The organism is Westiellopsis prolifica IICB1 (assembly GCF_004323185.1).
GTDB classification, from domain to species: domain Bacteria; phylum Cyanobacteriota; class Cyanobacteriia; order Cyanobacteriales; family Nostocaceae; genus Pelatocladus; species Pelatocladus prolificus_A.
Genome location: NZ_NAPS01000001.1, coordinates 2,113,733 through 2,135,531, shown reverse-complemented (window position 1 = coordinate 2,135,531; position 21,799 = coordinate 2,113,733). Strand labels below are relative to the sequence as shown.

Sequence of the window (21,799 nt, the reverse complement as noted above, 5' to 3'; positions counted from 1 at the left end):
TTTTATTCATAGAAAAAAAATAAGGTTTGTCACCAACCTATTAACGTTCCTTATTAACATTGTTTTATTCGTAGAAAAAATTAAAGTTTGTCACCAACGCTAAATTTTTCCTTATGAATGAAGCGATATTCACAACAAACGTCAAAGCAATAATTACTTACATGAGGGTGACAAATAACAAATGACAAATGACAAATGACAAATATGAATAATGATTTTTACAATCAGGGATTAGCAAAAGCGAAGCAAAAAGATTATGTTGGGGCGATCGCAGAATTTACTCATGCGATTGAGATAAACCCTTACTTTGCTGATGCTTTTTATCAACGGGGTTTAGCACATTATGATTCTGGCGAAATTCTCTTAGCTGTTTCCGATTATACAGAAGCTCTGCAACTAAATCCTGAAAGTGTTGAGGCTTATTATTATCGCGCTTTGGCTAGGGTGGTGCTGAAAAATTTACCCGGAGCTATAGCAGATGCAGATCAAGCGATTCGTTTTGATCGCAATTATGCTAAGGCTTATCATTTACGAGGAGTGGTGTATCGGAAACTGGGGCGAATTCAAGATGCGATCGCCAATTTTAAGTTAGCCGCAGATTTATATTTACAACAAAAGGATAAAGAAAATTGTCGTCTGTGTTTAGAAAAAATTAAACAACTGCAACCAAAAACAATTCCTGCTGTGGTTCACCAACCAACTACCCCAACTACACGAATCATATCGCCGCAGGAATATTTCACTCAATTGTTGGAAAAAGCTGAAAAAGGAGATACTCGTCAAGCCTTGGAAGATTTAAACTGGGCTTTACAAGTCGATCCGCAAGACGCCCAAGCTTATTGCTGTCGGGGAGTGGTGCGTTATAAACAGGGAAACTATCGTGAAGCTATAGCAGATTTTAATCAAGCGCTACAACTCAATTTTCAAGATCCGATAGTTTATCGTAACCGGGGAAGGGCGCGTTCTCAGTTAGGAGATCATCAAGGAGCGATCGCGGATTTTAACCAAGCACTGCAACTCCAACCACAGGACGCACTGCTTTATATTGCCAGAGGTAATGTTTATCGCGCAATGGGTAATTATCTCGGTGCGGTGACTGATTATACTAAAGCCCTAGATATTAAACCTGATGATCCTCAAGCTTACTACAATCGGGGTCTTGCCTATGCTCATATGGAAGAAATGCAACGCGCCATAGCAGATTATCAGCAAGCAGCAAGTATATTTTGTGAAAAAGAAGACTGGATAAATTACGAACAAGTCCTGGAAAACCTCAAAAAAATCCAGTCTCCAACCATTGAATCAAAACAAGGTAAGTATAACTTGCTACGACAACGTTTGTTGAGACTGGTCGGGGGATACTGGGAAATAGCCCAACGGTTAATTGATCAAACAAAAAGATACTATCCTGGGATGTCAGAAGAATGGTACATAGAAAAAGTGATTGATGATTTGGAACGCGATCGCGGTAGGTAATACCATTTGGGGCTAATAGACCCGCGTCTCAACCGAAGTCCCTCAAACCTTAAGCAGCTATATCAATCGCCTCAAAGCAGGCGGAACACCCGCAAAAGTCGCCCAATCACGTTGTTGTGCCAAAGCCGTCACCATGTTGTACCGCCTGTTAACGTAACGCGAAAGTCCCTACCTTCAGCGAAGCAAGGTAGGGATGAATAGCGGGAAATTGTGAAAACTTCTCAAATGTATTTGTAGCTTGCTTCCCGAAGGGTACGTAGTTCAAACAGTGCAGAGAAGATTTGAGCAATTTCCAATTATTCGTTGGGTGATTCTTGAGATTGTATGTATTGTTTGATTTTTTCAATCGGTGCGCCTCCAGTAGAGGCAACAAGGAGGCAAGTAAGTCAGTGGCTACGAGGCGAATGACTTTTCGGTTATACCCAAATAAGCAATTAGAGCAATCTTTGGGGTATCACCGTAAGCTTCATAAAGACCTCTACAATGCTGCTGTAAATAATCGATTTACTCAATACCAAAAGTTCAATCAGTCTGTTAGTTATTTTGAGCAACAGAATTGTTTACCAGCATTCAAAGAAGTTTGGATAGAGTACAAAGAAATCAATTCTCAAGCTCTACAAGCAACTCTGAAACGAGTTGATTTTGCTTTTGAGCGTTGGTTTAAAGGCTTGGGTAAACGTCCTAGATTTAAATCTATTCGCCATTATTCAGGATGGACTTATCCGGCTAAAACAGGCTATTCCGTAGAGTCTAATGGTGAGAATGGTTATATTACCTTAGCCAAAATTGGACGGATTCAAATGAGAGGCAAGGCTAAGTACTGGGGTACACCTACTACTTGCACCATTGTTTATCGTAATGGTAAATGGTACGCCTCTATCACTGTTGACGTTCTAAATCAAGCTCTCAAGCCAAAGGTTTTACCGACTGGTGCAATTGGTATAGATTTAGGATGTAAAGCGGCATTGTCAATTACTGATGGTGAAAACCATCGACAAATTGAAGCGCCAAAGTTTTTGAGGAATGCTGAAAAGCAGATAAAGAAAGCGTCTAAGGAGAAAAGGCGAAAACGCGCACCAAATAGAAATAAGAGAATCAAGGCTTCTAGAAGATATAAAAAAGCTACTGCTAAGGTTAGCAAGATAACCCGCAAAGTTGGGTTACAGCGTCAAAATTGGGTACATCAAGTAGCAGCAGAAATTGTAAGCGGTAATAGCTTCGTTGCTACTGAAAAGCTAGAAGTAAAAAATATGACTAGTAAAGCTAAAAGAGGCAAGCGCAAGAAGCAAAAAGCGGGTTTGAATAAGTCAATATTAGATGTGGGCTTTGGAATGCTACGCAGTACCATCAAGTACAAAGTTGAGCAGATTGGTGGTGTATTTGTGGAAGTTCCAACCAAGAAAGTAAAGCCTAGTCAAACCTGCCCAAAATGCGGTCATCAGCACAAGAAAACACTTGATATCAGAGTTCACGAGTGCAGTGTTTGTAGGTATGTTCAAGACCGCGATATTGCTGCTGCTGAAGTCATGCTTTACTGGGCTAAAGGTAATCTGACGGGGTTTGGAACGAGCCTCGCAGACTCAGAGTCGCCTAGCTCTACCACATCTACCAGTAAACGCAAGCAAGCTGGATCGATGCGGCAACTAGGGGCAAAGAAGAGTCAAAAATCCAAATCTACTGGTCTGGTTTCAGAAACCCAGACCTACTTCGTTGAGGTCTGGGTAGTTCATTCAGACAAATAACTTAACAAATAATCTTTGAGAGACACTACTCAGCTACAGTGAAATCAATTAGCCTTAATACGTTGGCAATTGATAAGAAAAAAGGAAGAAACTCATGGTTCAACGTGGTTCTAAAGTACGTGTTCTTCGTCCAGAGTCCTACTGGTTTCAAGATGTAGGAACTGTTGCATCTGTTGAGCAAAGTAGCAACATCAGATACCCAGTCATTGTTCGCTTTGATAAAGTGAACTATGCTGGCGTTAACACAAACAACTTTGCTCAAGACGAGTTAGTAGAGATTGAAGCACCAAAGGCAAAAGCTAAAAAAGCCTAAAGTGTAGAAACTTCCAGAAAAACTTCATGGGGTGATTTTCGGGAGTAAGTACCAGAGGGTAGAGAGTCAAGACTTTGATTCAATACTCGCTGTTTACTACTCCCAATTTTAATGTCTGCCAAAAAATCACAGTACTTGTCACAATATGCTTGTTGTCAATAATTAGCTTAAATGCCTGAGTTGCCTGAAGTTGAAACAGTCCGCCGGGGTCTAAATCAATTGACTCTCAACCAAAAAATCACGGGTGGAGACGTGCTGCTGCATCGCACGATCGCTTATCCGGTTTCAGTAGATGATTTTGTCAGCGAAATTAAAGGAAGTGCGATCGCCACTTGGTACCGTCGTGGTAAATATCTCCTCGCCGAACTTAGTTGCGCTCCTGACACTTCTTATTTGGGTGTTCATCTCCGCATGACTGGTCAATTGTTGTGGTTGAATCAAGAAGAACCCTTACATAAGCACACACGGGTCAGATTATTCTTTGAAAATGGATGGGAATTGCGCTTTGTCGATCAGCGCACCTTTGGTCAAATGTGGTGGGTACCACCAAATCAAGCCCCAGAAACCATTATTACGGGTTTAGCAAAATTAGCAGCCGACCCCTTCTCGCCAGAATTTACAGTTGATTATCTCGCCCAGAAACTCAAAAACAGGCGTCGTCCGATAAAAACTGCTTTACTCGATCAATCTGTAGTCGCGGGATTAGGTAATATATACGCCGATGAAGCATTGTTTATGAGTGGCATATTACCAGAAACAATGTGTGTAGATTTGCAGCCAGAACAAATCGAACAGTTGCGATCGCAAATTATTAAAGTCTTGGAAACCAGCATCGCAGCTGGTGGAACTACTTTTAGTAATTTCCTCAACGTTAAAGGCGTAAATGGTAATTACGGTGGTGTAGCATGGGTTTACAACCGTACTGGTGAAGCCTGTCGTGTTTGCGGAAATGTAATTCAACGGACGAGGTTAGCTGGCAGATCAAGTCATTTTTGTTTGCAATGTCAACGATAGTTTTTAGTGATTGGTAGGAGCGCAAGGTCTACACTTCCCAAGATAGAATCCTGTATAGCAATCGATACACTTAAGAGGGGAATATATGCCTGCTAAACGTGGAGATATGGTTCGGGTGATTCGTGAGAAGTTGGAAAATAGTGTAGAAGCAAAAGCTAGCGATACTCGTTTTCCTGATTATTTGTTTGACAGTAAAGGCGAAATTGTTGATATCAAAGGTGATTATGCCTTTGTCAAGTTTGGCGAAGTCCCAACCCCGAATATTTGGTTACGTTTAGATCAACTAGAAGAGTTTAAGTAGAATTCTAAGTAAAAATTTATGTATACTTCCCCTTCCTCCTCCATTGTGTGCTACTCACCCCGGATCAGCGTGATCGGTGCTGGTAGAGTTGGCAGTACCCTTGCCCAACGCATCGCTGAGAAAAATCTGGCGGATGTGGTGTTGCTGGACATTGTGCAAGGAATGCCCCAGGGATTGGCGCTAGATTTGATGGAGGCGAGGGGAATTGAAATGCATAACCGTCAGATTATCGGTACTAATGACTATGCCGATACAACTGGTTCGGAGATTGTGGTTATTACGGCAGGATTTCCTCGTAAACCGGGAATGAGTCGGGATGACTTATTAAAGACGAATGCCAAGATAGTTGTGGATGCAGCCAAACAAGCGATCGCTCATTCTCCCGATGCTATTTTTATTGTCGTCACCAATCCATTAGATGTGATGACTTATTTGGCTTGGCAAGCTACGGAATTACCACGCGATCGCATTATGGGTATGGCAGGCGTGTTAGATTCGGCTCGCTTTGAAACTTTCATTGCGATGGAATTGGGAGTATTGCCTCGTGATGTCAAGACGATGGTACTCGGTAGCCACGGTGATTTGATGGTTCCCTTGCCGCGTTTTGCTACTGTTAACGGTATTCCGCTGACAGAATTGTTAGATACAGACACTATTCAACGTTTAGTAGAACGTACGCGCCACGGTGGTGCAGAAATTGTCGAACTGATGCACACAGGTGGTGCATTTTTTGCTCCAGCCTCTGCTACTTGCATGATGGTGGAATCAATTTTATTAAATCAGTCGCGTTTGTTACCTGTAACTGTGACTCTTCAGGGAGAATACGGTTTAGAAAATGTGGCGATCGGTGTTCCCTGTCGGTTGGGATGTGGTGGAATTGAAAGTGTATTAGAGTTGAATCTCAGTGAGCAGGAAACGGCTGCTCTTCATAAATCGGCGGAGTCGGTGCGGAAAAATATTCAACGGGCGCAGGAAATTTTGATGGCGGCGCAATAATCTTGGGGTGAAGACGAGGAAAAATTTTGCATGTTAAAGATAAAAATTGTACCCCTGGCTTCTTTGAGAAGTTGGGGTTTTTTGTATAAAAGTAAATGTTGTTTTTTTATTTAATACTTATTTTTCTAAAGTTAACATAAATTTTCAGCAAGGTTATCATCAAGCAACTATATATTTATTTAAAATTTAAGAGTAATTTCTAACACTCAATATGAAATCACTAAATCATCATTTAGAAGTTACCCAAGCACAAACTCGTATACTTTTGGCTTTGTGGGACTTGGGAGGAAAGAAGCAGGAAGTTAAGAGAACAGAAGTAGTAGAGCGAGCCAAACGCAGTAGTGAAAAAAGTGGAGATTACAAAGGTATCTTGCAGGAATTAGAAAAAGCAGAAGTTATCAAAATAGCAAAGAAAAACAAAGCAGAGACTGTTTTTCTGACAAATAAGGGTTTACAGATGCTAGATGAGGGACTTAAAAACCCTGTGTTTAAGTATGAATCTAATATAGGAGCAAAAACTGCAAATGCGCTGCTGAAGTGGATACGAGAGATGGATAATACTGGTGCAAATGTACCAGTTAATGGGGTAAAAAGTGAAGTTAAATCTTACGAAGAGTTTGAGAAAGTTGCTTTGGAAGTCTATGACAAGCTGAACAGCAACTATAGCCTAGATAATTTAGTACCAATTTATCGGATTAGAAGAGAAGTCGGAGAACGAGTCAGTCGTGAGCATTTCAATGAGTGGATGTTGGAAATGCAAGAGAAGGATATTTTGCAACTCCAAGGTGGTAGTTTGCCAGATAGCGATCCAGCAAAACTTGAAGACTCAATAACTACTGAAATTAGTGGACTGCGTTGCTATGCCAAGCGTTTGAAATAATCCAAACAATTTTGTTCGTTTCTTGCTAACTCTTCTTACACAATTACTTACTGCACTATAAGATTTCATGTCTAACGACTTAATTCAAACCATCAAAAACTATAACCCATTTGAAGGACGTTTAGTAGTTAGAATTCATAATATTTGGGGACAAGGTTTTCCTGATGTTCCATTCATCAATGCTCATGCTTCCGATGCTGTTTATCAAGCAATTGAAAAAGTTCGTTGCGGGCAACGACAAGTTGTAGGTATCACGATTACAGCCGAAAAAGGTTTAGGTAAAAGCCATGTTATCAGTCGGATTCGGCATCAGTTACAAGCTGATGGAAGTGCATTATTTGTCTACATGAGCCAATGTAATGACTTAAACCGCATTACAACAGAATTTTTAAGTACTCTAGCAAATAGCCTCAAACAATTAGGGAGTAAAGGTGTTAGTCAATGGCGAGAACTAGCGGCTGCTTTACTTAATGAAGCTTACCAAAAAAACTATGAACCTCAGCATTTAGTCAATCAATTTCGAGGAGCATTAGCTAAAAATCCTAAAATAATTGAATTATTGCGGGATAGGCTACTTGGTATCAAACTTGATATTGAAAATCCTGACATCCTCACCGCAATTTTATGGACATTATCTCCTGATCCAGGTTATGAAGTTTTTGCGATTAACTGGCTATCTGGGAAAAACTTACCACAGTCAAAAGTTGATGCAATGGGTTTAGCAAATGTCAGCATGAAAGATCAAGAAGCCGAATCATTCAACACAATCAGACAAATTCTCGACTTAATTAGTGACTATAAACCGATAGTAATTTGTTTTGATGAAATGGAAAACGCAGGATGTAATGATGCAGGTTTCACTGGATCACAAGTTACTGCTATTTTTGCTAAAGATTTATACGACAAACTTAAAAAGGGTATTTTACTAACTTCTGTATATCCTGAAACATGGACTCACCAGGTGAAAAAAATACCTTATGCTGAAGCTGTTGTAGACAGAATTGGGGAAAAGGTTATTGATTTAAAACCTCTAAATCCTGATGATGTTGTTGCTTTAGTTTCTGGATGGCTAAAAGATTTTTATCAAGAAAAGGAATTAACCCCTCCTCATCCTGTTTATCCTTTTGATGAAGATAAACTTAGAGCTTTAGGTAAGGAAAGACCTATTGTGAGAAAAGTTTTGCAATGGTGTGCTGACAATTTTAAAATTTCGGACGATACTAACCGTCAAAAACATCCTGTAGAGGCTGTTTACGAACAACAAATAAATGCATTAGAAAACACTATTCAAGATTATATGGAGGATAAAGTAATCATTGCTCAAGCTCTCAGGTTAGGCTTTTCTGCGGTAATTAGAGAGACTATAGAAAATGTAAAAGTGGAAGAAGTTGTTGATGTTAAGTCGAAAGCAGTAGATAGAGGTTTTATTGATTTCAAGATATTAGGCAAAGAAAATGATAAAGATGTCAAAATTGGTGTATCAGTTCTACAAGATTCTGGAGGTAGAATAATTCAAGCTACATTAAAGCGCTTAATTCGCTATCAAGAATTTGATTTAAGTCGTGGTTGTTTAGTGAGATCAAAGCAAATTAATAAAAGTGCGAATGTAGCACAAAAGTACTTAAGTCAACTTTTATCTGAGCAACTTGGTGGTGAATGGGTGTTATTGAAACCTGAAGATCTCAAACCGCTTTTAGCCGTTCATTTTGTCATGAGAGGTCGTGAAGATGATGAATTAAGCGAAGAACAAATTTTAGATTTTATTCGCCAAAAGCGAATAGCAATTGATAATTATCTTATTCGTGAAATTCTCAGCGATCCATCAGGACAAATTCCGGAGGATGCTATTGATGAAGAAACTAACAATTATATAGTCAATTCACCAATCATTGATAACGCAGTAGAGACAAGCATATTTTTTAATAATGAGTAATTATGTTATGCTCAGTACCGCTTTACGCTTACCTGCACCAGAAATTGAAGCTTTATTACAAGGGTGCATGATTGCAGCTATATCAGATAAATTTATTTATCCAGGGCGAGAATTTGCACTTTGTCATCAAGAAGAGTTACAAACACCTCTTTCAATTTCTGAGACAATTCAAGTTAAAGCTTGGGCAAGGTGCGAACTATGTCAAAGCATCTATCAAACCGAATCATTCGCTGCTTTATCTTCACTCACGATTTGGACTCAACAAGCTTTACAAAGCATACTCGCACAAAAACAAAACATATTTCTCGCATATTTACGAGTTTATCAACTGCCAAAAGCTATTGAAGTTCCTGTTAAACATAAGCAAAACAGTCAGTTTGTTGCTCTACCACAACCTTTGAGCGTTACTGATGCAAATCCTGTGTTGAGCGATCGCATTTTCATTAAACGCAAACATCAACTTGAAAAACTCGAACCACCACTACATCCTGAATTGGAAGAATTACAGAGTAGTTTAGCCTATTTAGCAATCACTAACTCAGCAGCTAAAGCATTAGAAGAAGATATTAAAGTATTTTTGGGTTGGGGTAGTAAATCGCCTAACATCAAAGCAGATTCACATTTAACTTGGATCAATAATATTGCTGGTTTGGGTAATCGCAGTAAACAACAAGACGAAGGTAAAAGCAACTACCAAGCTGGAACAGATTTTGAAAACATAGTTCGTCAGAGTCTAGAATATTTAGGCTTTACAGTTGATTATTTTCATAAAGGTGGTGCTGGTGGGATAGACATATTTTGCTCACAGCCTTATTCTTTAGTTGGAGAATGCAAAGCTGGTAAAAAAATTCCCAACGATACCGCAGTACAACTATTGAATTTGGGAACACTACGTTTAAAAAGTCAAGAAGTATTCAAACAAGCAACCAAATTAATTATTGGCCCTGGTGAACCAACAATTCAACTGCAAGATGCTGCAAAAGTACATGATATGGCTATTATTAACCCAGAAACATTAGAGAAGCTTGTAAAACTACAAAGTAATTATCAAAACTCAATAGACTTATTTAAGCTCAAACAGTATTTAAAAGCAGGTCAGTCTGATCAGGAAGTTGAAAAATATATAGAGCAAGTTAACAGAGAAATTAGTCTGCGATCGCACCTTGTCCAGCTTGTCAAAACTTATCTGGAAAACACAAATTCAGATGACACCGGAGTTGAGACATTATATGGTGTTTATTTTGCTTCTAAACCACCACAACTACTAAAAATTGAAGAAATGCACGAAATTCTCATTGAACTCTCATCACCCTTAACAGGTTACTTGGGACGAATAAAGGGAAATGACTCGAAGAGCGATCGCTTTTATTTCCTGCGTGACTTACCAATCATAACCAGTGATCTGTGAGGAATTGAGGGAATTGATTGCAAGAGCGATCGCTATCTTCCAAACTTTGATAGCAATTAACAGCTTCTGTAGCTTTAGCCCTTAATGGCTGATTTTAATACAATTTTCTTTAACCCAATCTGCTATTGATTCTTGAGTCTCTTTATCGGTTGAAAGTCTTTTTATCATTAATACAACTTCATCTTCTGGTACTTCTAAAGAATACCCGTTTAATACAAGAAAGGTAGCCATCGAAACGAAAGCTACCCTTTTATTACCGTCCACAAATGCATGATTCTTTGCAAATGCAAAAGCATAAGCAGCCGCTAAATCAAAAATACTTGGTGTAGGTTCACCATAGGCAAATAAATTTTTAGGTCTATCTAAACTAGCTAAAAGCAGATTTCTGTCTCTTATACCTGGAAGTCCGCCGTGTTCTGCTAGTTGTTCTTCGTGCATAGCTTTAATGACTTCCTCACTCAACCAAAAAATATCATTCACTTAGCTAGCTCACGAAGTGCGTTCCTATACTTACTACTTACTTGCCTATAAGCTTCCATAGCCTTTTCAAATTGAGATTTGCGAGGTGCTGCTTTAAAATTACGGGGTACTTGAACATTACGAGAATGTCCCACAACTAAAAGCAATCTTCTCCTAGCTGATACCAATCTCAAACTGTTTCCGATCTTACGAAGTCTCAAGGTTTGCATAATAGCAGCAAGCCGATGGTTATGGCTTTAATGTATTTATCCCAAATTCAATATATCTCACCTAATTAAGCTCGCACCACTCTCCTGGTACAGTTTTAACAGTTTCTCTAGCTTTAGGCCAGTATAAAAAAATTGCTCTCCCCACAGAGCAGCAGAGAGAGCGGAGCCATGCCATTTCACATATTTATGAGATACACTTCATCTTGATGCTTTTTCGTAAAGCAAGAGAAAAAAATTAATACAGTTTTGCCCAAAATCATACCAAAGATCAAAAAAGCTCTTTCTTCTACACTCCTACACCCATTTTCGACATCGTAGACTGGAGAGCGTACATCGCTGCATAGCGTCCACCCAGACGCATTAATTCTGCATGAGTACCTTCCTCAAGAATTTTCCCAGCTTCGATATAAAAAATTAAATCAGCCTGTACAACTGATTTCAGATTGTGGGAAATTAAAAAAGTCGTGCGTCCTTTGGTCAAGCGCTCCAATGCTTCATTGACAGCGTGTTCGTTTGCTTGGTCTAAACCTGTGGTGGGTTCATCTAAAATGACGATGGGAGCTTGACGTACCGCAGCACGCGCGATCGCAATTCTTTGTCTTTGTCCACCAGAAAGAGTCGCCCCTCTTTCACCCAAGATGGTATTGTAACCTTGGGGCAACTCCATAATAAAGTCGTGAGCATTTGCTAAACGAGCAGCTTGCTCGATCTCTTGATCAGAAGCTTGTAAACAACCATAGGCAATGTTATCTCTGATACTAGCAGCAAACAGAATACTCTCTTGTAACACCACACTAATTTGTTGCCGCAGAGAATGCAGTTTATATTCTCGTAGGTCATGTCCATCAACCAAAATTCTACCTTCTAGGGGATCGTAGAGGCGCAACAATAGACTGACTAAAGTAGATTTACCACCTCCAGAAACACCGACTAAGGCTACGTGTTGACCAGGATCAATATTAAAATTAATGTTATTTAATATACTTTTTCTTGATTCATAAGCAAAGTAAACATTGTCAAACTGCACAGTTCCCTGAAAAGGCGGCGCGTCAATTGCTCCACGGGCATCACGGATATCAGGTACAGTATCTAACACATCCAACACACGTTCGCCGGAAGCGGTTGCTTTGGCAATTTGCCCGGTATATTTGGCAAGCTGGCGCATCGGTTTAAAGGCAATGCGGAGATAGTTGACAAATACCAACAAATCCCCAGGGGTGAGAGATTGTCTCAACACTAACTGCACTCCTCGCCATAACACCAAAGCAATAGAAACCCCGACTAACAACTCCACCATCCGTTCTAAACCTGCTGCTAATCGTTGGGCTTTGGCACTGTCTTTTAAACTTTGACGATTATGGCTGAAAAAAGTATTCTCCCACATATCTTGCAAAGAAAGCGCCTGGACGATCTTGATTGCACCGATAGATTCGGCGGCGGTTGCAGCCATTGATCCTTCGCGTTGGCGTTGTTCTCGTACAACCTGGCGGATACGTTTTGTCAGGCGCATGGTAGAAAATACAAATAGGGGAAACACAGCGATCGCAATCAGTGCTAGTTCCCAATGCAGCCAGAACATGACGCCGATCATCCCGACTAAAGTTAAAGAGTGAGCAATTAGGGGCATAACAGCCATCACTGTCACTTCCCGTAGTCTGTCAATATCAGAAGTAACGCGAGTAATCAGATCGCCACTCTTAGCTTTGTGGTGGAAAGATAGAGAAAGACGTTGCAAATGACTGTAGAGATCGGCGCGAATTTCCGTAAGCACATTAGTTGCAGCGAGGGACATACCCACAACACTGAAGTAAGCAGCAGTAGCACGCAGGACAGCGATCGCAACTAATGCGAAAGTGAGAACAGTCAGTAGGACAAAAGGACTAAGTCCATCAATGAAGGGAATACCCAAAGCCTTAGTTTGAAAACCGGGTAGAAGGATATAGTCAAAAATAAACTTTAGCGGCCAGGGTTCAAGTAAGTGTAAAAAAATTTCTGCCATCAGTGCCACAAACGATACTATCAGCAAGTATTTCTGTTTGTGAATTTGGGGTGAAAATCGCCGCAAAATCCGTATAATCCCTGGTAAGGCTGCCCTCAAACTTTTGCGATCAGGACGCGCCATTTTTTTGTTTACCTCCTTGAAGTTGTAGAGACGCGAAATTACCCTGGGGGAACGCTAAAAGCGAACGCGTCTCTAAAGAGTTTAAATGTCAATCGATTTATCTTATCCAAGCAGTATTGCTATTTGTGTCTATCGGTGAGCGATCGCTAATATATCGATTTAACTTTTTTTCAAGCAAAATCGCCCATTTTTCAAACCATAACGGGCTTGTTCCCCAGGTGAGACGATGCAGTAGGGGTTTTAAGAATGCTTGGTGGCGACGATGTCCCAGGCGCTTGTAGCGTTTTTTGAAATATTTATCGTTAGTTGTCAATTGCCATTTTTGGGCAAAGTGTTCTAAACTAGCGGTTTCCCAAGCATCACTCCAGCGCAGCATAAAGAAGAAAAGTTCAGGTAATTGCAACTTCAATCCTGGAACATAGGTAACTACTGAAGCGGGTTCACAGTAAATTGTGCCTCCAGCGTAAGTTACAGTCAAACAAAAATCAATATGTTCCCGTGTACTCAGCAATCCCTCATCTAACAACCCAATGCGGTCAAAAATTTCAGTGCGGACTAGCATACAGTGAAATTCCCCAAACTCGCACTGTTGACGGTGCAATTGTTCGCCTACCTCAGCAACTTTACGGTTAACAAAGTAGTGTTTTTCATGTACTTTGCGCTTGACTTCGTTATTTTCCTGGGTTTCAACAATAATGTGTGCTTCACCACCTGCTAAGTGAATCGTTTCTCCCAAAGGTTTTCCAATGCAAGTAAGGGGACAAACAACAGTCGCTTTTGTTTCTTCAGCACATAGGAGTAAATGATCTAGCCAACCGGGAGTGACAATCACATCATTATCGATAAATACCACATACTCAGTATTAACTTGATGTAAACCCAGGTTACGAGCTTGATTAGGTGAAAGGTAATAGTCAGTACGAATCAAATCAAATTCTTTCTCCCGTGTCTGTTCATAAAGATAGGACTCGATCTCAGACGGAGAATTACCATCTACATAAACTAGAGAAAAAGGTATGTGAGTATGTTCGTAGATACTCTCCAGTGATTCGCGAGTATAGCTAAAACGCTCACGCTGGGAAACAATAATAGTAACTTTTGGTTTGTGCATAATTATTTATTTAATTAGTAGTTAGTTGTCTCCCTTGTCCCCCTTCCCTTGTCTCCCTTGTCCCCAATCCCCGACCCCCAATCCCCGATCCCTGATCCCCAATCCCCGACCCCCAATCCCCAATCCCCGTTCGCGTAGCGTCTCCTCTGGAGAATCCCCAATCCCCGATCCCTGATCCCCGACCCCCAATCCCTAAAACTTGTTGATAAATATTGAGCCAATTTTGCTGTTCTATAGATGAATGAAGTTGTTGTTTTGCTTTAATTTTTGCTGCTGTACCTAGCTGTTGACGCAACTGTGGTTGAGTCGCTAGAGATTGCAGTGCTGTTTTTAGTTCTGCGCTACTACCGGGGTTAACTAGTAAACCATTTACGCCATCTTCAATAATTTCACCAATAGCATCTACTCTAGTACCAACAATTGCACAACCAGCTAACATCGCTTCTAGAAGTGCATTTGGACATCCATCTGTAAGTGAGGGAATAGCAAAAATATCCAAGTATGGTAAATAGGCTAAAGCTTCTTGGCGAGTCGTAATACCTGTTATGCGAAGACGAGAACCCAAACCACATTGTTTTAATTCTTTTTGCCAGTATTTTTGTTCTTTCTCAACAAAGTTACCAATCAGCAACAATGTCAAATTTATTTCTTTGCTTAACTCATCACAAGCATCAAGCAGAAATTCTATACCCTTCTTGTCGCGAAATCTACCACTAGAACCGATAACAATTCCCGATAATTCTTGCAGTAGAGGAGGAGTAAGTAATTTAGTAAAATTAATCGGTGCAATTGAGTTCCAAAAAGCAGAAGATTTTAATTTAATACTGGGAGCGATCGCATTTGCTCTTTTCTGTAAGTCTCGACTAACAAATGTCACCCAATCTGAGTTTTCTAACACCCAGGCTATTTGAGCATGGTTTTTCGGATTAAAAATATGTTTGTGTAAGTCAGCACCCCGAACACTATTGATCATCGGTAATTCATGTTCTTTGGCAAAAAGTGTGGTCACGTATCCGGTTTCATTGATAAAAAATGCATGAAATAAATCAAAATTATATTTTTGATGTAAATTTTTTAATTGAAAATAAACATCACTCAAAAAATCTTGAATTTCTTGTATTTCATGACGTACAGATGATTTAATTCGGTGTACAAATACTCCATTTTGAAGTATCGTTTTGCAACTTGCTCGTCTCACACATCCATTAGAAGATAGCCGTTGTTTAGAGCGAAAAACCGCAACATGAACTTCATAACCACTGATAATTAACATTTGAGCAATACGATACACCGACTCACCAACACCACCGACATCTGGTGGATATTCTAATGTTGTAATACAAACCCTTTTTTTATTCATGATTTTCTCAAAATTCCTATTTTATGCGCCCTTAATGTTTCTGTGATTTAGCGATGCTCAAACTAAGCAATTTTTTGTCTGTAGGCAAAATTATTCAAAATGTTAGCTGTATTTTCCACACCATTAAAATTAAATTGAATCATATGCTTTGCTTTATCCAAATAATTAACTATCTTCCAAGCAAAAATATCCGGTTGTAAATCCCAAGGTGAAATTACTTTGACAATTCCTAATTCACCTAATTTTGTAGCTCTCATATATTGTTCTTGGTCATTGTTACCCGTAAAAGGAAGAATCATCGCTTTTACACCAGTTGTCAAAATGTTTAGCGTTGTATTATAGCCAGACATGCTGATAGACAAGTCTGCTTTTTGCATGTAGTTCAGTAAATAAGGTGTATATTTACTAATACTAAGATTTTGCCTATCTGCTGCTAGTTTTTGCAATTCATTCAATTTTTCATCTGGTATAAATGGACCAGTGAATACTTGAATTTTATGAGGTATTTGTTTCTCTAATAAAGGAGCAGTTTTGGCTACACAATCTAGTAATTCATGACCAAATCTGCCACCACCAACACTGACTAATATCAAAGGTTGCTTAGATTCAAGTATTTCTTTATCTCTGTCACTGAAAACAGGATTTTCTAATGGTTTTTGCACTACATATCCCGTGTAATAAACTTGACATCTCAGGTCTTTTTTTCGAGAAAAACTTTCTTCTAATTCTACAAAATTTGGATCACCATGAACCAATAGTAAATCAAAATATTGATTGATTAACTTACAGATTTTTTCTTCATGTTTTGTCTGATTTTGTTTGGTGACAACAATATCTCGCAAGCTACAAACGACTTTAGTAGAGTGTTGACTTGATTGGACTTTTTCTAATAAAGGAATTAATTCAAATGAAAAACGTCTTCTGCCAAAAGGAAATAATTCGATCATTAAAATATCTGGCTGAAGCTCGTCGAAAATTGATAGCAGCAATTGTTTTCTGATTTCTTGAACTTCTGTAAGTGTAAAAGCATGATCTACTACTTGTAATTCTTTAAAATCTGAGTCTGTTTTAATTGCTGGGAGATTGATGACTTCAATACCAGAAGGAATTTGAAAATCTGGAATTACTTCACCGCCATTGATAAAACAAATTTGAAAATCATTGGTTAGACCGCGTACAATCTCCATGCTACGCACGAGATGACCCATACCTAAAATATGTTGGCAGTAGAACATTATTTTTTTCATATTATTCCCCCAAATTGATAAGTTTATAAAAATAAATCCAACTTGATTAAAATAACAAGCATTTTAAAGCTATTTTTTATATAAATATGATTTCTGGAGATGAAAAATTTCGCTTATCAAAAGTATTGTTACTTGTAAAAATATTTCTAAATATGGTGCTAATCCTATCCAAACCACCTAATTCAACGTTATTATTAACTTGAGGATTTGCTAATTGTTTTTGCACTTTTTGCATTAAAATTGCTGGTGTGAGTTCATCAGGATGAATTGTTTCAAAGCAACCAAGTTGATACATTCTTTGCGATCGCATAAATTGTTCTTGAGAAGGTTTAATTCGCGGTACAACTACAGCAGGTTTACTTGCAGAAAAAATTTCACAGATTGTGTTGTAACCAGCCATTGATACCACCACATCCGCGACTGCTACATAACTCATCAAGTCATCAGTAAATTCACCCATCTGCACTTGTGGATAATTCTTCGCCGTTTGATACAATGCTTGTCTATGTTGTGTTGGCATCTGGGGACCACAAATAATTAGACTTTTGATGTGTTGTTTATCCCTCAGCAACTTCAAGCTTGCAAGATAGGTATCAATTAGCTGGAAACCGTCTTCCCCTCCTCCGGGGGTGACTAATACGAGTTTGTCATCGGGGGTTAGCTGTAACTCATCCCGAATTGTGTCAGGTTGCTTGCGTCCCGGTGGTTTCCGGATATAACCACAAAAGTGTGTTTTCTGGATAACCGCAGCTGGAAACTGATATTCCTGCGGTAGATTAAACACCTCTGGCATCCCTACAATCAGCAACAGGTGATAAAATTTTTGGATCGCTTCGTAGTAACCATCTTTGTGCCACTGTGCGATCGTTTTTGCTGGAGTGTCGAGAATATCTCTTAGTAGGAGTACAAAGTGAGTTTGTGGTAACTTAGCTTGCAAGTAATCTAAAGTAGGAGCAAGTTCATTTTTGATACCGTAGGGTTTTTTATCTACCAGCAGCAAATCCGGCTTATAATTAACGGCTGCTGATAGAATCAAATCTGCTCGCATCTTTACTGTTTCATCAATGTCTGTACCCAAGTATTTGACAGCGAGGTTGTCCGTTTCCCCTCGGTTAAGACAAGGAAGCTTAATGTAATCAAGTCCTTGTGGTAGTCGAAACCCGTGTAACATCGGCGAACCAGATAGCAGCAAAATCGAGAGTTCCTGAATTTCACTCAAGAGATGTTCGCAAATTGCCAACATTCTGCGAATATTACCCAGGCCGAAAGTGTCATGAGAATAAACCAAAAGTCTCATTGTTCGACCTCATGTTTGTATTTCTCTGAACAGTGCGATCGCTCTGATTAAAGCGAAAAAACTCTTATATACACAGTTTCACAACTACCGATGAATTGTGTATGAATACTTGATGAGAAAACTTTCATGATTACTGGTCGTTATTTATCAACTCACAGACCAATGACACTTGATCAATAACCAATAACTATTTGTACAGACGCGATAAATCGCGTCTCTAGCAATGACCAATAACTATTGTACAGACACGATTTATCGCGTCTCTACCAATGACCAATAACTAATGACCATCAATCACCAATCGATAACCCATACCTCTAACAGTTTCAATTAATTCGCTACCCAACTTTTTACGTAGATAACCTACATACACATCCACAATATTAGAACCAGGGTTATAATCAAAACCCCAAACTCGATCTAACAGTTGTTCTCGACTTAGGACTTGTCCTGGATGACGGAAAAAGGTTTCTGCTAGGGTAAATTCCCGTGCTGGTAGATCGATGGTGCGATCGCCCACTTTGATTTTACGAGTACGTAAGTCTAGGACTAGATTACCAACTGTGATGATCGTGTCATTATTAATTGGAGACAAAGTAGTATTACGCAATCTCACTCGGACTCTGGCTAATAGTTCTTCAAAGCGAAATGGCTTTGTGACATAGTCGTCAGCACCTTTGTCTAATCCTGCTATTTTATCTTTGATGTCATCGCGAGCAGTCAAAATAATAACCGGTAATCTTTCGCCCTGTCCACGCAATTCTTCTAAGATTTCTAAACCATCTCTTCCAGGTAACCCTAAATCCAAGATCAGTAGGTCAAATTCGCCATTTTGAACCATGAGTATGACTTCATTACCATCCGCAGCAAGTGCAGTAGTAAAACCATGAGATCGTAAACCTTTTTCTAGAAAAGATCCTATACGAGGTTCATCTTCAGCAATGAGAATACGATGCATCAGACACTCACTCCGTTGGTGGTTCCACTGGTAAAACTATAGTAAAAGTCGAACCGAAACCTAATCGACTACGAAGTTTTACGGAACCATGATGGGCTTCGGCGATCGCTTTCACAATTGATAATCCTAATCCTGCGCCTTCTGATTTGCGACGGCTATTTGTGGCACGAGCAAAACGTGCAAAAATTCGTTTTTGATCAGCTTTCGCAATGCCAATCCCTGTATCTTTAACCCAAAAACGCACTTTGCCACGGTTAATTGCTACTCCGATATAGATCGTATCATTTGGTAGTGTATGCTGAGTGGCATTTTGTGCCAGATTCATAACTGCCTGAGTCAGCCTATGTCGATCTGCTATAATTTTGCCTTTAGAAATAGCATCTAGCTGCCAATTACGATTTGCTAGTGCTTGTGCTTTCATAAATAATTCCTGTGTAAGCAAATTTACATCAACTGTTTCCAACTGTAGAAAATCTGGACGTTCTGCTTTTGCTAGCAAAATCAAATCTTCCACAAATCGACTCATGCGATCTAATTCATCGAGTACCAGTGTTACAGTTTCCTGTACTTCCTCAGGGTCATTACCCATCAATTCTAGGTGTCCTCGGATGATAGTAATTGGTGTGCGGAGTTCGTGTCCCGCATCATTAATAAAGTTGCGTTGACTGGTAAAAGCTGCTTCCAGACGATCCATCATCTCGTTAAAGGTAATAGCTAACTCTGCAATTTCACCCTTACCTTTGACTGGTAAGCGTTGATTCAAATCAGATTCACTAATAGAGCGAGTAGTCACCGTCAGCAAACGCAAAGGAGCTAAAATTCTTCCTGAAACTAACCAAGCAAACAGGGAAGCGATAAATAAAACGATACTTCCTGTTTGTACAATTACAGTGACAGCTTCTACAACCTCTGCGCGTTCACCTGCTGTAGAATGGGCAACTACAAATACCCCTAGAATTTTTCCGTTTATTTTGACTGGTTCAGTAATGTAAACTATACTACCTACATTTTTTTGGAAAACTTGTTGTTCTCCTTGTTCTGATTGGGTTTGTTTTGCCCAACGCCTCATTAACCTTGAGTTTTTTGCTAAGGGATCTGGTCTAGCACTAGGACTAGACTTGTAAAAATTTCCATTGACAAAAGCAATCAAATGGGTATCATCTTCTGGTAGCTGGCGAGATAGAAAAACATCAAAAAAGTCTTTTAATTCTTTTTCAGAAGATGGAGGCTCTAGTTTTTCATCTACCTCTATATTTCCAAACTCCTCAATTTCCTTTCGTACTTCCCCATCTTTTTCGTATATGAGTTTTTTAAATGTTTCCATCTTTTCTGCCAGTTCTCTACGAACTCTTGTATCTACCCTTGCATACAGAACCTGACGAAAGATTGGAATAAAGATAATAAAGATGAAAATCATAAATAAGATATACCAGAAGAGAATGCGAGTCCGTACTGCCCAAAAAATTCCTCTAGTGGGATGAAAAAATTTGTTTTTTGCCGTATCTTGTTCTTTATTTATAATTGGAGTCATTTGTATGAACTAAAAATAAACGACAAGCAAACTCAAATATTTGTTGGTCAGTGGTTACTCTTCCACTCCTAAATCAGGTACAAGTCACTGCATAGTAGGCGCTGCAATGGTGAGAACCTCCAAGGGCGCACTATATTCCTTATTTACTTGGTTCTTAGTTCCTCATTTTCATACTTTAGATAGATATTTATTATTGATTTTTATGTATCAAAATGTTTGCAAATCTTGCCAATATCTTTAATATTAAATATAAGTATCTTTACATCTGTTTTGAAAATAGGTGTAAGGTTTAGGGGTGTAAGGGTGTGAGTAGAGACGCGAGGAACATCTCGTCTGTACAAGGGTGTAAGAATATTTAGATTTCCATGCCCTCTTTGCGTGATTTATCATAAGCCTTTACTTGTCACCCTTTTCCTATCTTTTGCCAAAAGTCTCTTAACACTTGACAATCTCACATCTAAACTGTAAACCCATACTCGGCATAAGCTTATGAATATCTCGTCAGCGCGGCAATATTTTTACCAGGAAATTCAGCAGCCTGATGAGTATATAGATTTAGCAAGAACAGCTTTATATATTGCTCAAGAAGAATATCCCGACCTAGACCCAGAAGAATATATCAATAGTCTGGATACAATGGCAGCAGAATTAGAGGAGCACCTCCCAACAGAACGTTATCCTTTGCGAATTATCCAGACTATTAATCAATATCTCTATAACGATTTAGGATTTGCGGGAAATAAACAAGAATATTATGATCCCCGCAACAGCTATTTAAATGATGTGATCGATCGCCGTTTGGGAATTCCAATCACTTTGGCACTAATATATGTAGAAATTGCCCGACGAGTTGATTTTCCCATGGTAGGTATAGGAATGCCAGGACACTTCCTCATTCGTCCTGACATTTCTGACATTGAAATTTTTGTTGATACCTTTAATAACGGCGAGGTTTTATTTCCCCAAGATTGTCAAGAAAAATTGACTCAAATCTATCAACATCCCGTGACTTTACAACCAGAATTTTTAGCCGCAGTCACAAATAAACAAATTTTGGCCAGGATGTTGACAAATCTCAAATATATCTACTTGAACAAACAGGAACTAGAAAAAGCCTTAGCAGCAGTAGAGAGAATATTATTATTATTTCCTGGTTTTGCCTTAGAATTACGCGATCGCGGTCTTTTATGTTATCAACTCGGTCGCTTTTCCCAAGCAGCCAACGACTTAGAAACCTATCTAGTCAAAACCCCAGAAGCCCAAGATGCATACATGATTCGACGCCTGTTAACTCAGCTAGGAAGAGAATAGTCATCGAATTTTGGATTTTAGATTTTAGATTTTGGATTGTTTTTTCCTCATCTTTCCCGTGTCCCCCTTCCCGCTCCCCAATCCCCTATCCCCTATCCCCAATCCCCAAT

18 protein-coding genes are annotated in these 21,799 nt (G+C 39.3%); 10 read left to right on the top strand and 8 right to left on the bottom strand.

The annotated features are described in order from the left end of the window. The first annotated feature begins 204 nt into the window (after window positions 1-204). The 9 genes from B4U84_RS09070 to B4U84_RS09030 all read left to right on the top strand — a co-directional run bounded on the left by B4U84_RS09070 (window position 205) and on the right by B4U84_RS09030 (window position 10,063). Window positions 205-1,476 carry a tetratricopeptide repeat protein gene (locus B4U84_RS09070; protein WP_131117121.1) on the top strand — a complete coding sequence of 424 codons (1,272 nt, stop codon included), beginning with the start codon at window positions 205-207 and terminating at the stop codon, window positions 1,474-1,476. Between the two features lie 404 nt (window positions 1,477-1,880). Continuing rightward, on the top strand, window positions 1,881-3,218 hold the full coding sequence (locus tag B4U84_RS09065; RefSeq protein WP_207390914.1) for an RNA-guided endonuclease InsQ/TnpB family protein: 1,338 nt from the start codon (window positions 1,881-1,883) through the stop codon (window positions 3,216-3,218). A gap of 94 nt (window positions 3,219-3,312) precedes the next feature. Beyond that, window positions 3,313-3,531, top strand: coding sequence for a photosystem I reaction center subunit IV (locus B4U84_RS09060; RefSeq protein ID WP_017313689.1), 219 nt, complete (start codon window positions 3,313-3,315; stop codon window positions 3,529-3,531). Between the two features lie 171 nt (window positions 3,532-3,702). Continuing rightward, window positions 3,703-4,545, top strand: coding sequence for a DNA-formamidopyrimidine glycosylase (locus B4U84_RS09055; RefSeq protein ID WP_131117115.1), 843 nt, complete (start codon window positions 3,703-3,705; stop codon window positions 4,543-4,545). Between the two features lie 85 nt (window positions 4,546-4,630). Beyond that, window positions 4,631-4,846: an NAD(P)H-quinone oxidoreductase subunit O gene (locus B4U84_RS09050; protein WP_017313691.1), complete on the top strand. Its 216-nt coding sequence runs from the start codon at window positions 4,631-4,633 to the stop codon at window positions 4,844-4,846. Window positions 4,847-4,864: 18 nt separating this feature from the next. Next, entirely contained in the window at window positions 4,865-5,842 is a 978-nt protein-coding gene (gene mdh, locus B4U84_RS09045) for a malate dehydrogenase (RefSeq protein WP_044447535.1), read from the top strand. A gap of 211 nt (window positions 5,843-6,053) precedes the next feature. Then, window positions 6,054-6,722, top strand: coding sequence for a hypothetical protein (locus B4U84_RS09040; protein ID WP_131117112.1), 669 nt, complete (start codon window positions 6,054-6,056; stop codon window positions 6,720-6,722). Between the two features lie 67 nt (window positions 6,723-6,789). Continuing rightward, window positions 6,790-8,655, top strand: a complete 1,866-nt coding sequence (locus B4U84_RS09035; protein WP_131117108.1) for a P-loop NTPase fold protein — start codon at window positions 6,790-6,792, stop codon at window positions 8,653-8,655. After that, window positions 8,648-10,063 carry a DUF1802 family protein gene (locus B4U84_RS09030; RefSeq protein ID WP_131117105.1) on the top strand — a complete coding sequence of 472 codons (1,416 nt, stop codon included), beginning with the start codon at window positions 8,648-8,650 and terminating at the stop codon, window positions 10,061-10,063. The genes B4U84_RS09035 and B4U84_RS09030 overlap by 8 nt, the downstream gene beginning before the upstream one ends. 81 nt (window positions 10,064-10,144) lie before the next feature. Here B4U84_RS09030 and B4U84_RS09025 read toward each other — a convergent pair whose 3' ends face one another. The 8 genes from B4U84_RS09025 to B4U84_RS08990 all read right to left on the bottom strand — a co-directional run bounded on the left by B4U84_RS09025 (window position 10,145) and on the right by B4U84_RS08990 (window position 20,378). After that, window positions 10,145-10,543 carry a type II toxin-antitoxin system death-on-curing family toxin gene (locus B4U84_RS09025; protein WP_131117102.1) on the bottom strand — a complete coding sequence of 133 codons (399 nt, stop codon included), beginning with the start codon at window positions 10,541-10,543 and terminating at the stop codon, window positions 10,145-10,147. A 495-nt stretch (window positions 10,544-11,038) separates the two neighbouring features. Continuing rightward, on the bottom strand, window positions 11,039-12,874 hold the full coding sequence (locus tag B4U84_RS09020) for an ABC transporter ATP-binding protein (protein ID WP_131117099.1): 1,836 nt from the start codon (window positions 12,872-12,874) through the stop codon (window positions 11,039-11,041). Window positions 12,875-12,971: 97 nt separating this feature from the next. After that, window positions 12,972-13,985: a glycosyltransferase family 2 protein gene (locus tag B4U84_RS09015; RefSeq protein ID WP_044447545.1), complete on the bottom strand. Its 1,014-nt coding sequence runs from the start codon at window positions 13,983-13,985 to the stop codon at window positions 12,972-12,974. Between the two features lie 10 nt (window positions 13,986-13,995). Then, window positions 13,996-15,345 (bottom strand): glycosyltransferase, encoded by a 1,350-nt coding sequence (locus B4U84_RS09010; RefSeq protein WP_131117097.1) that lies wholly within the window; start codon window positions 15,343-15,345, stop codon window positions 13,996-13,998. 62 nt (window positions 15,346-15,407) lie between these two features. Further along, window positions 15,408-16,592, bottom strand: coding sequence for a glycosyltransferase family protein (locus tag B4U84_RS09005; RefSeq protein WP_131117094.1), 1,185 nt, complete (start codon window positions 16,590-16,592; stop codon window positions 15,408-15,410). Window positions 16,593-16,668: 76 nt separating this feature from the next. Then, window positions 16,669-17,889, bottom strand: a complete 1,221-nt coding sequence (locus tag B4U84_RS09000) for a glycosyltransferase family protein (RefSeq protein ID WP_131117089.1) — start codon at window positions 17,887-17,889, stop codon at window positions 16,669-16,671. Window positions 17,890-18,169: 280 nt separating this feature from the next. Then, window positions 18,170-18,847, bottom strand: coding sequence for a response regulator transcription factor (locus B4U84_RS08995; RefSeq protein ID WP_044447553.1), 678 nt, complete (start codon window positions 18,845-18,847; stop codon window positions 18,170-18,172). Window positions 18,848-18,854: 7 nt separating this feature from the next. Then, window positions 18,855-20,378 carry a sensor histidine kinase gene (locus B4U84_RS08990; protein WP_131117087.1) on the bottom strand — a complete coding sequence of 508 codons (1,524 nt, stop codon included), beginning with the start codon at window positions 20,376-20,378 and terminating at the stop codon, window positions 18,855-18,857. A 489-nt stretch (window positions 20,379-20,867) separates the two neighbouring features. Between B4U84_RS08990 and B4U84_RS08985 the strand changes: the two genes are divergently transcribed. Beyond that, window positions 20,868-21,689: a SirB1 family protein gene (locus B4U84_RS08985; RefSeq protein ID WP_017313704.1), complete on the top strand. Its 822-nt coding sequence runs from the start codon at window positions 20,868-20,870 to the stop codon at window positions 21,687-21,689. The last annotated feature ends 110 nt before the right edge of the window (window positions 21,690-21,799 follow it).

What these genes read in the sequence shown, in the direction of transcription:
- B4U84_RS09070 (WP_131117121.1), top strand. Translation starts at nt 205, where the DNA reads ATGAATAATGATTTTTACAATCAGGGATTAGCAAAAGCGAAGCAAAAA.
- B4U84_RS09065 (WP_207390914.1), top strand. Translation starts at nt 1,881, where the DNA reads ATGACTTTTCGGTTATACCCAAATAAGCAATTAGAGCAATCTTTGGGG.
- B4U84_RS09060 (WP_017313689.1), top strand. Translation starts at nt 3,313, where the DNA reads ATGGTTCAACGTGGTTCTAAAGTACGTGTTCTTCGTCCAGAGTCCTAC.
- B4U84_RS09055 (WP_131117115.1), top strand. Translation starts at nt 3,703, where the DNA reads ATGCCTGAGTTGCCTGAAGTTGAAACAGTCCGCCGGGGTCTAAATCAA.
- B4U84_RS09050 (WP_017313691.1), top strand. Translation starts at nt 4,631, where the DNA reads ATGCCTGCTAAACGTGGAGATATGGTTCGGGTGATTCGTGAGAAGTTG.
- mdh (WP_044447535.1), top strand. Translation starts at nt 4,865, where the DNA reads ATGTATACTTCCCCTTCCTCCTCCATTGTGTGCTACTCACCCCGGATC.
- B4U84_RS09040 (WP_131117112.1), top strand. Translation starts at nt 6,054, where the DNA reads ATGAAATCACTAAATCATCATTTAGAAGTTACCCAAGCACAAACTCGT.
- B4U84_RS09035 (WP_131117108.1), top strand. Translation starts at nt 6,790, where the DNA reads ATGTCTAACGACTTAATTCAAACCATCAAAAACTATAACCCATTTGAA.
- B4U84_RS09030 (WP_131117105.1), top strand. Translation starts at nt 8,648, where the DNA reads ATGAGTAATTATGTTATGCTCAGTACCGCTTTACGCTTACCTGCACCA.
- B4U84_RS09020 (WP_131117099.1), bottom strand. Translation starts at nt 12,874, where the DNA reads ATGGCGCGTCCTGATCGCAAAAGTTTGAGGGCAGCCTTACCAGGGATT.
- B4U84_RS09015 (WP_044447545.1), bottom strand. Translation starts at nt 13,985, where the DNA reads ATGCACAAACCAAAAGTTACTATTATTGTTTCCCAGCGTGAGCGTTTT.
- B4U84_RS09010 (WP_131117097.1), bottom strand. Translation starts at nt 15,345, where the DNA reads ATGAATAAAAAAAGGGTTTGTATTACAACATTAGAATATCCACCAGAT.
- B4U84_RS09005 (WP_131117094.1), bottom strand. Translation starts at nt 16,592, where the DNA reads ATGAAAAAAATAATGTTCTACTGCCAACATATTTTAGGTATGGGTCAT.
- B4U84_RS09000 (WP_131117089.1), bottom strand. Translation starts at nt 17,889, where the DNA reads ATGAGACTTTTGGTTTATTCTCATGACACTTTCGGCCTGGGTAATATT.
- B4U84_RS08995 (WP_044447553.1), bottom strand. Translation starts at nt 18,847, where the DNA reads ATGCATCGTATTCTCATTGCTGAAGATGAACCTCGTATAGGATCTTTT.
- B4U84_RS08990 (WP_131117087.1), bottom strand. Translation starts at nt 20,378, where the DNA reads ATGACTCCAATTATAAATAAAGAACAAGATACGGCAAAAAACAAATTT.
- B4U84_RS08985 (WP_017313704.1), top strand. Translation starts at nt 20,868, where the DNA reads ATGAATATCTCGTCAGCGCGGCAATATTTTTACCAGGAAATTCAGCAG.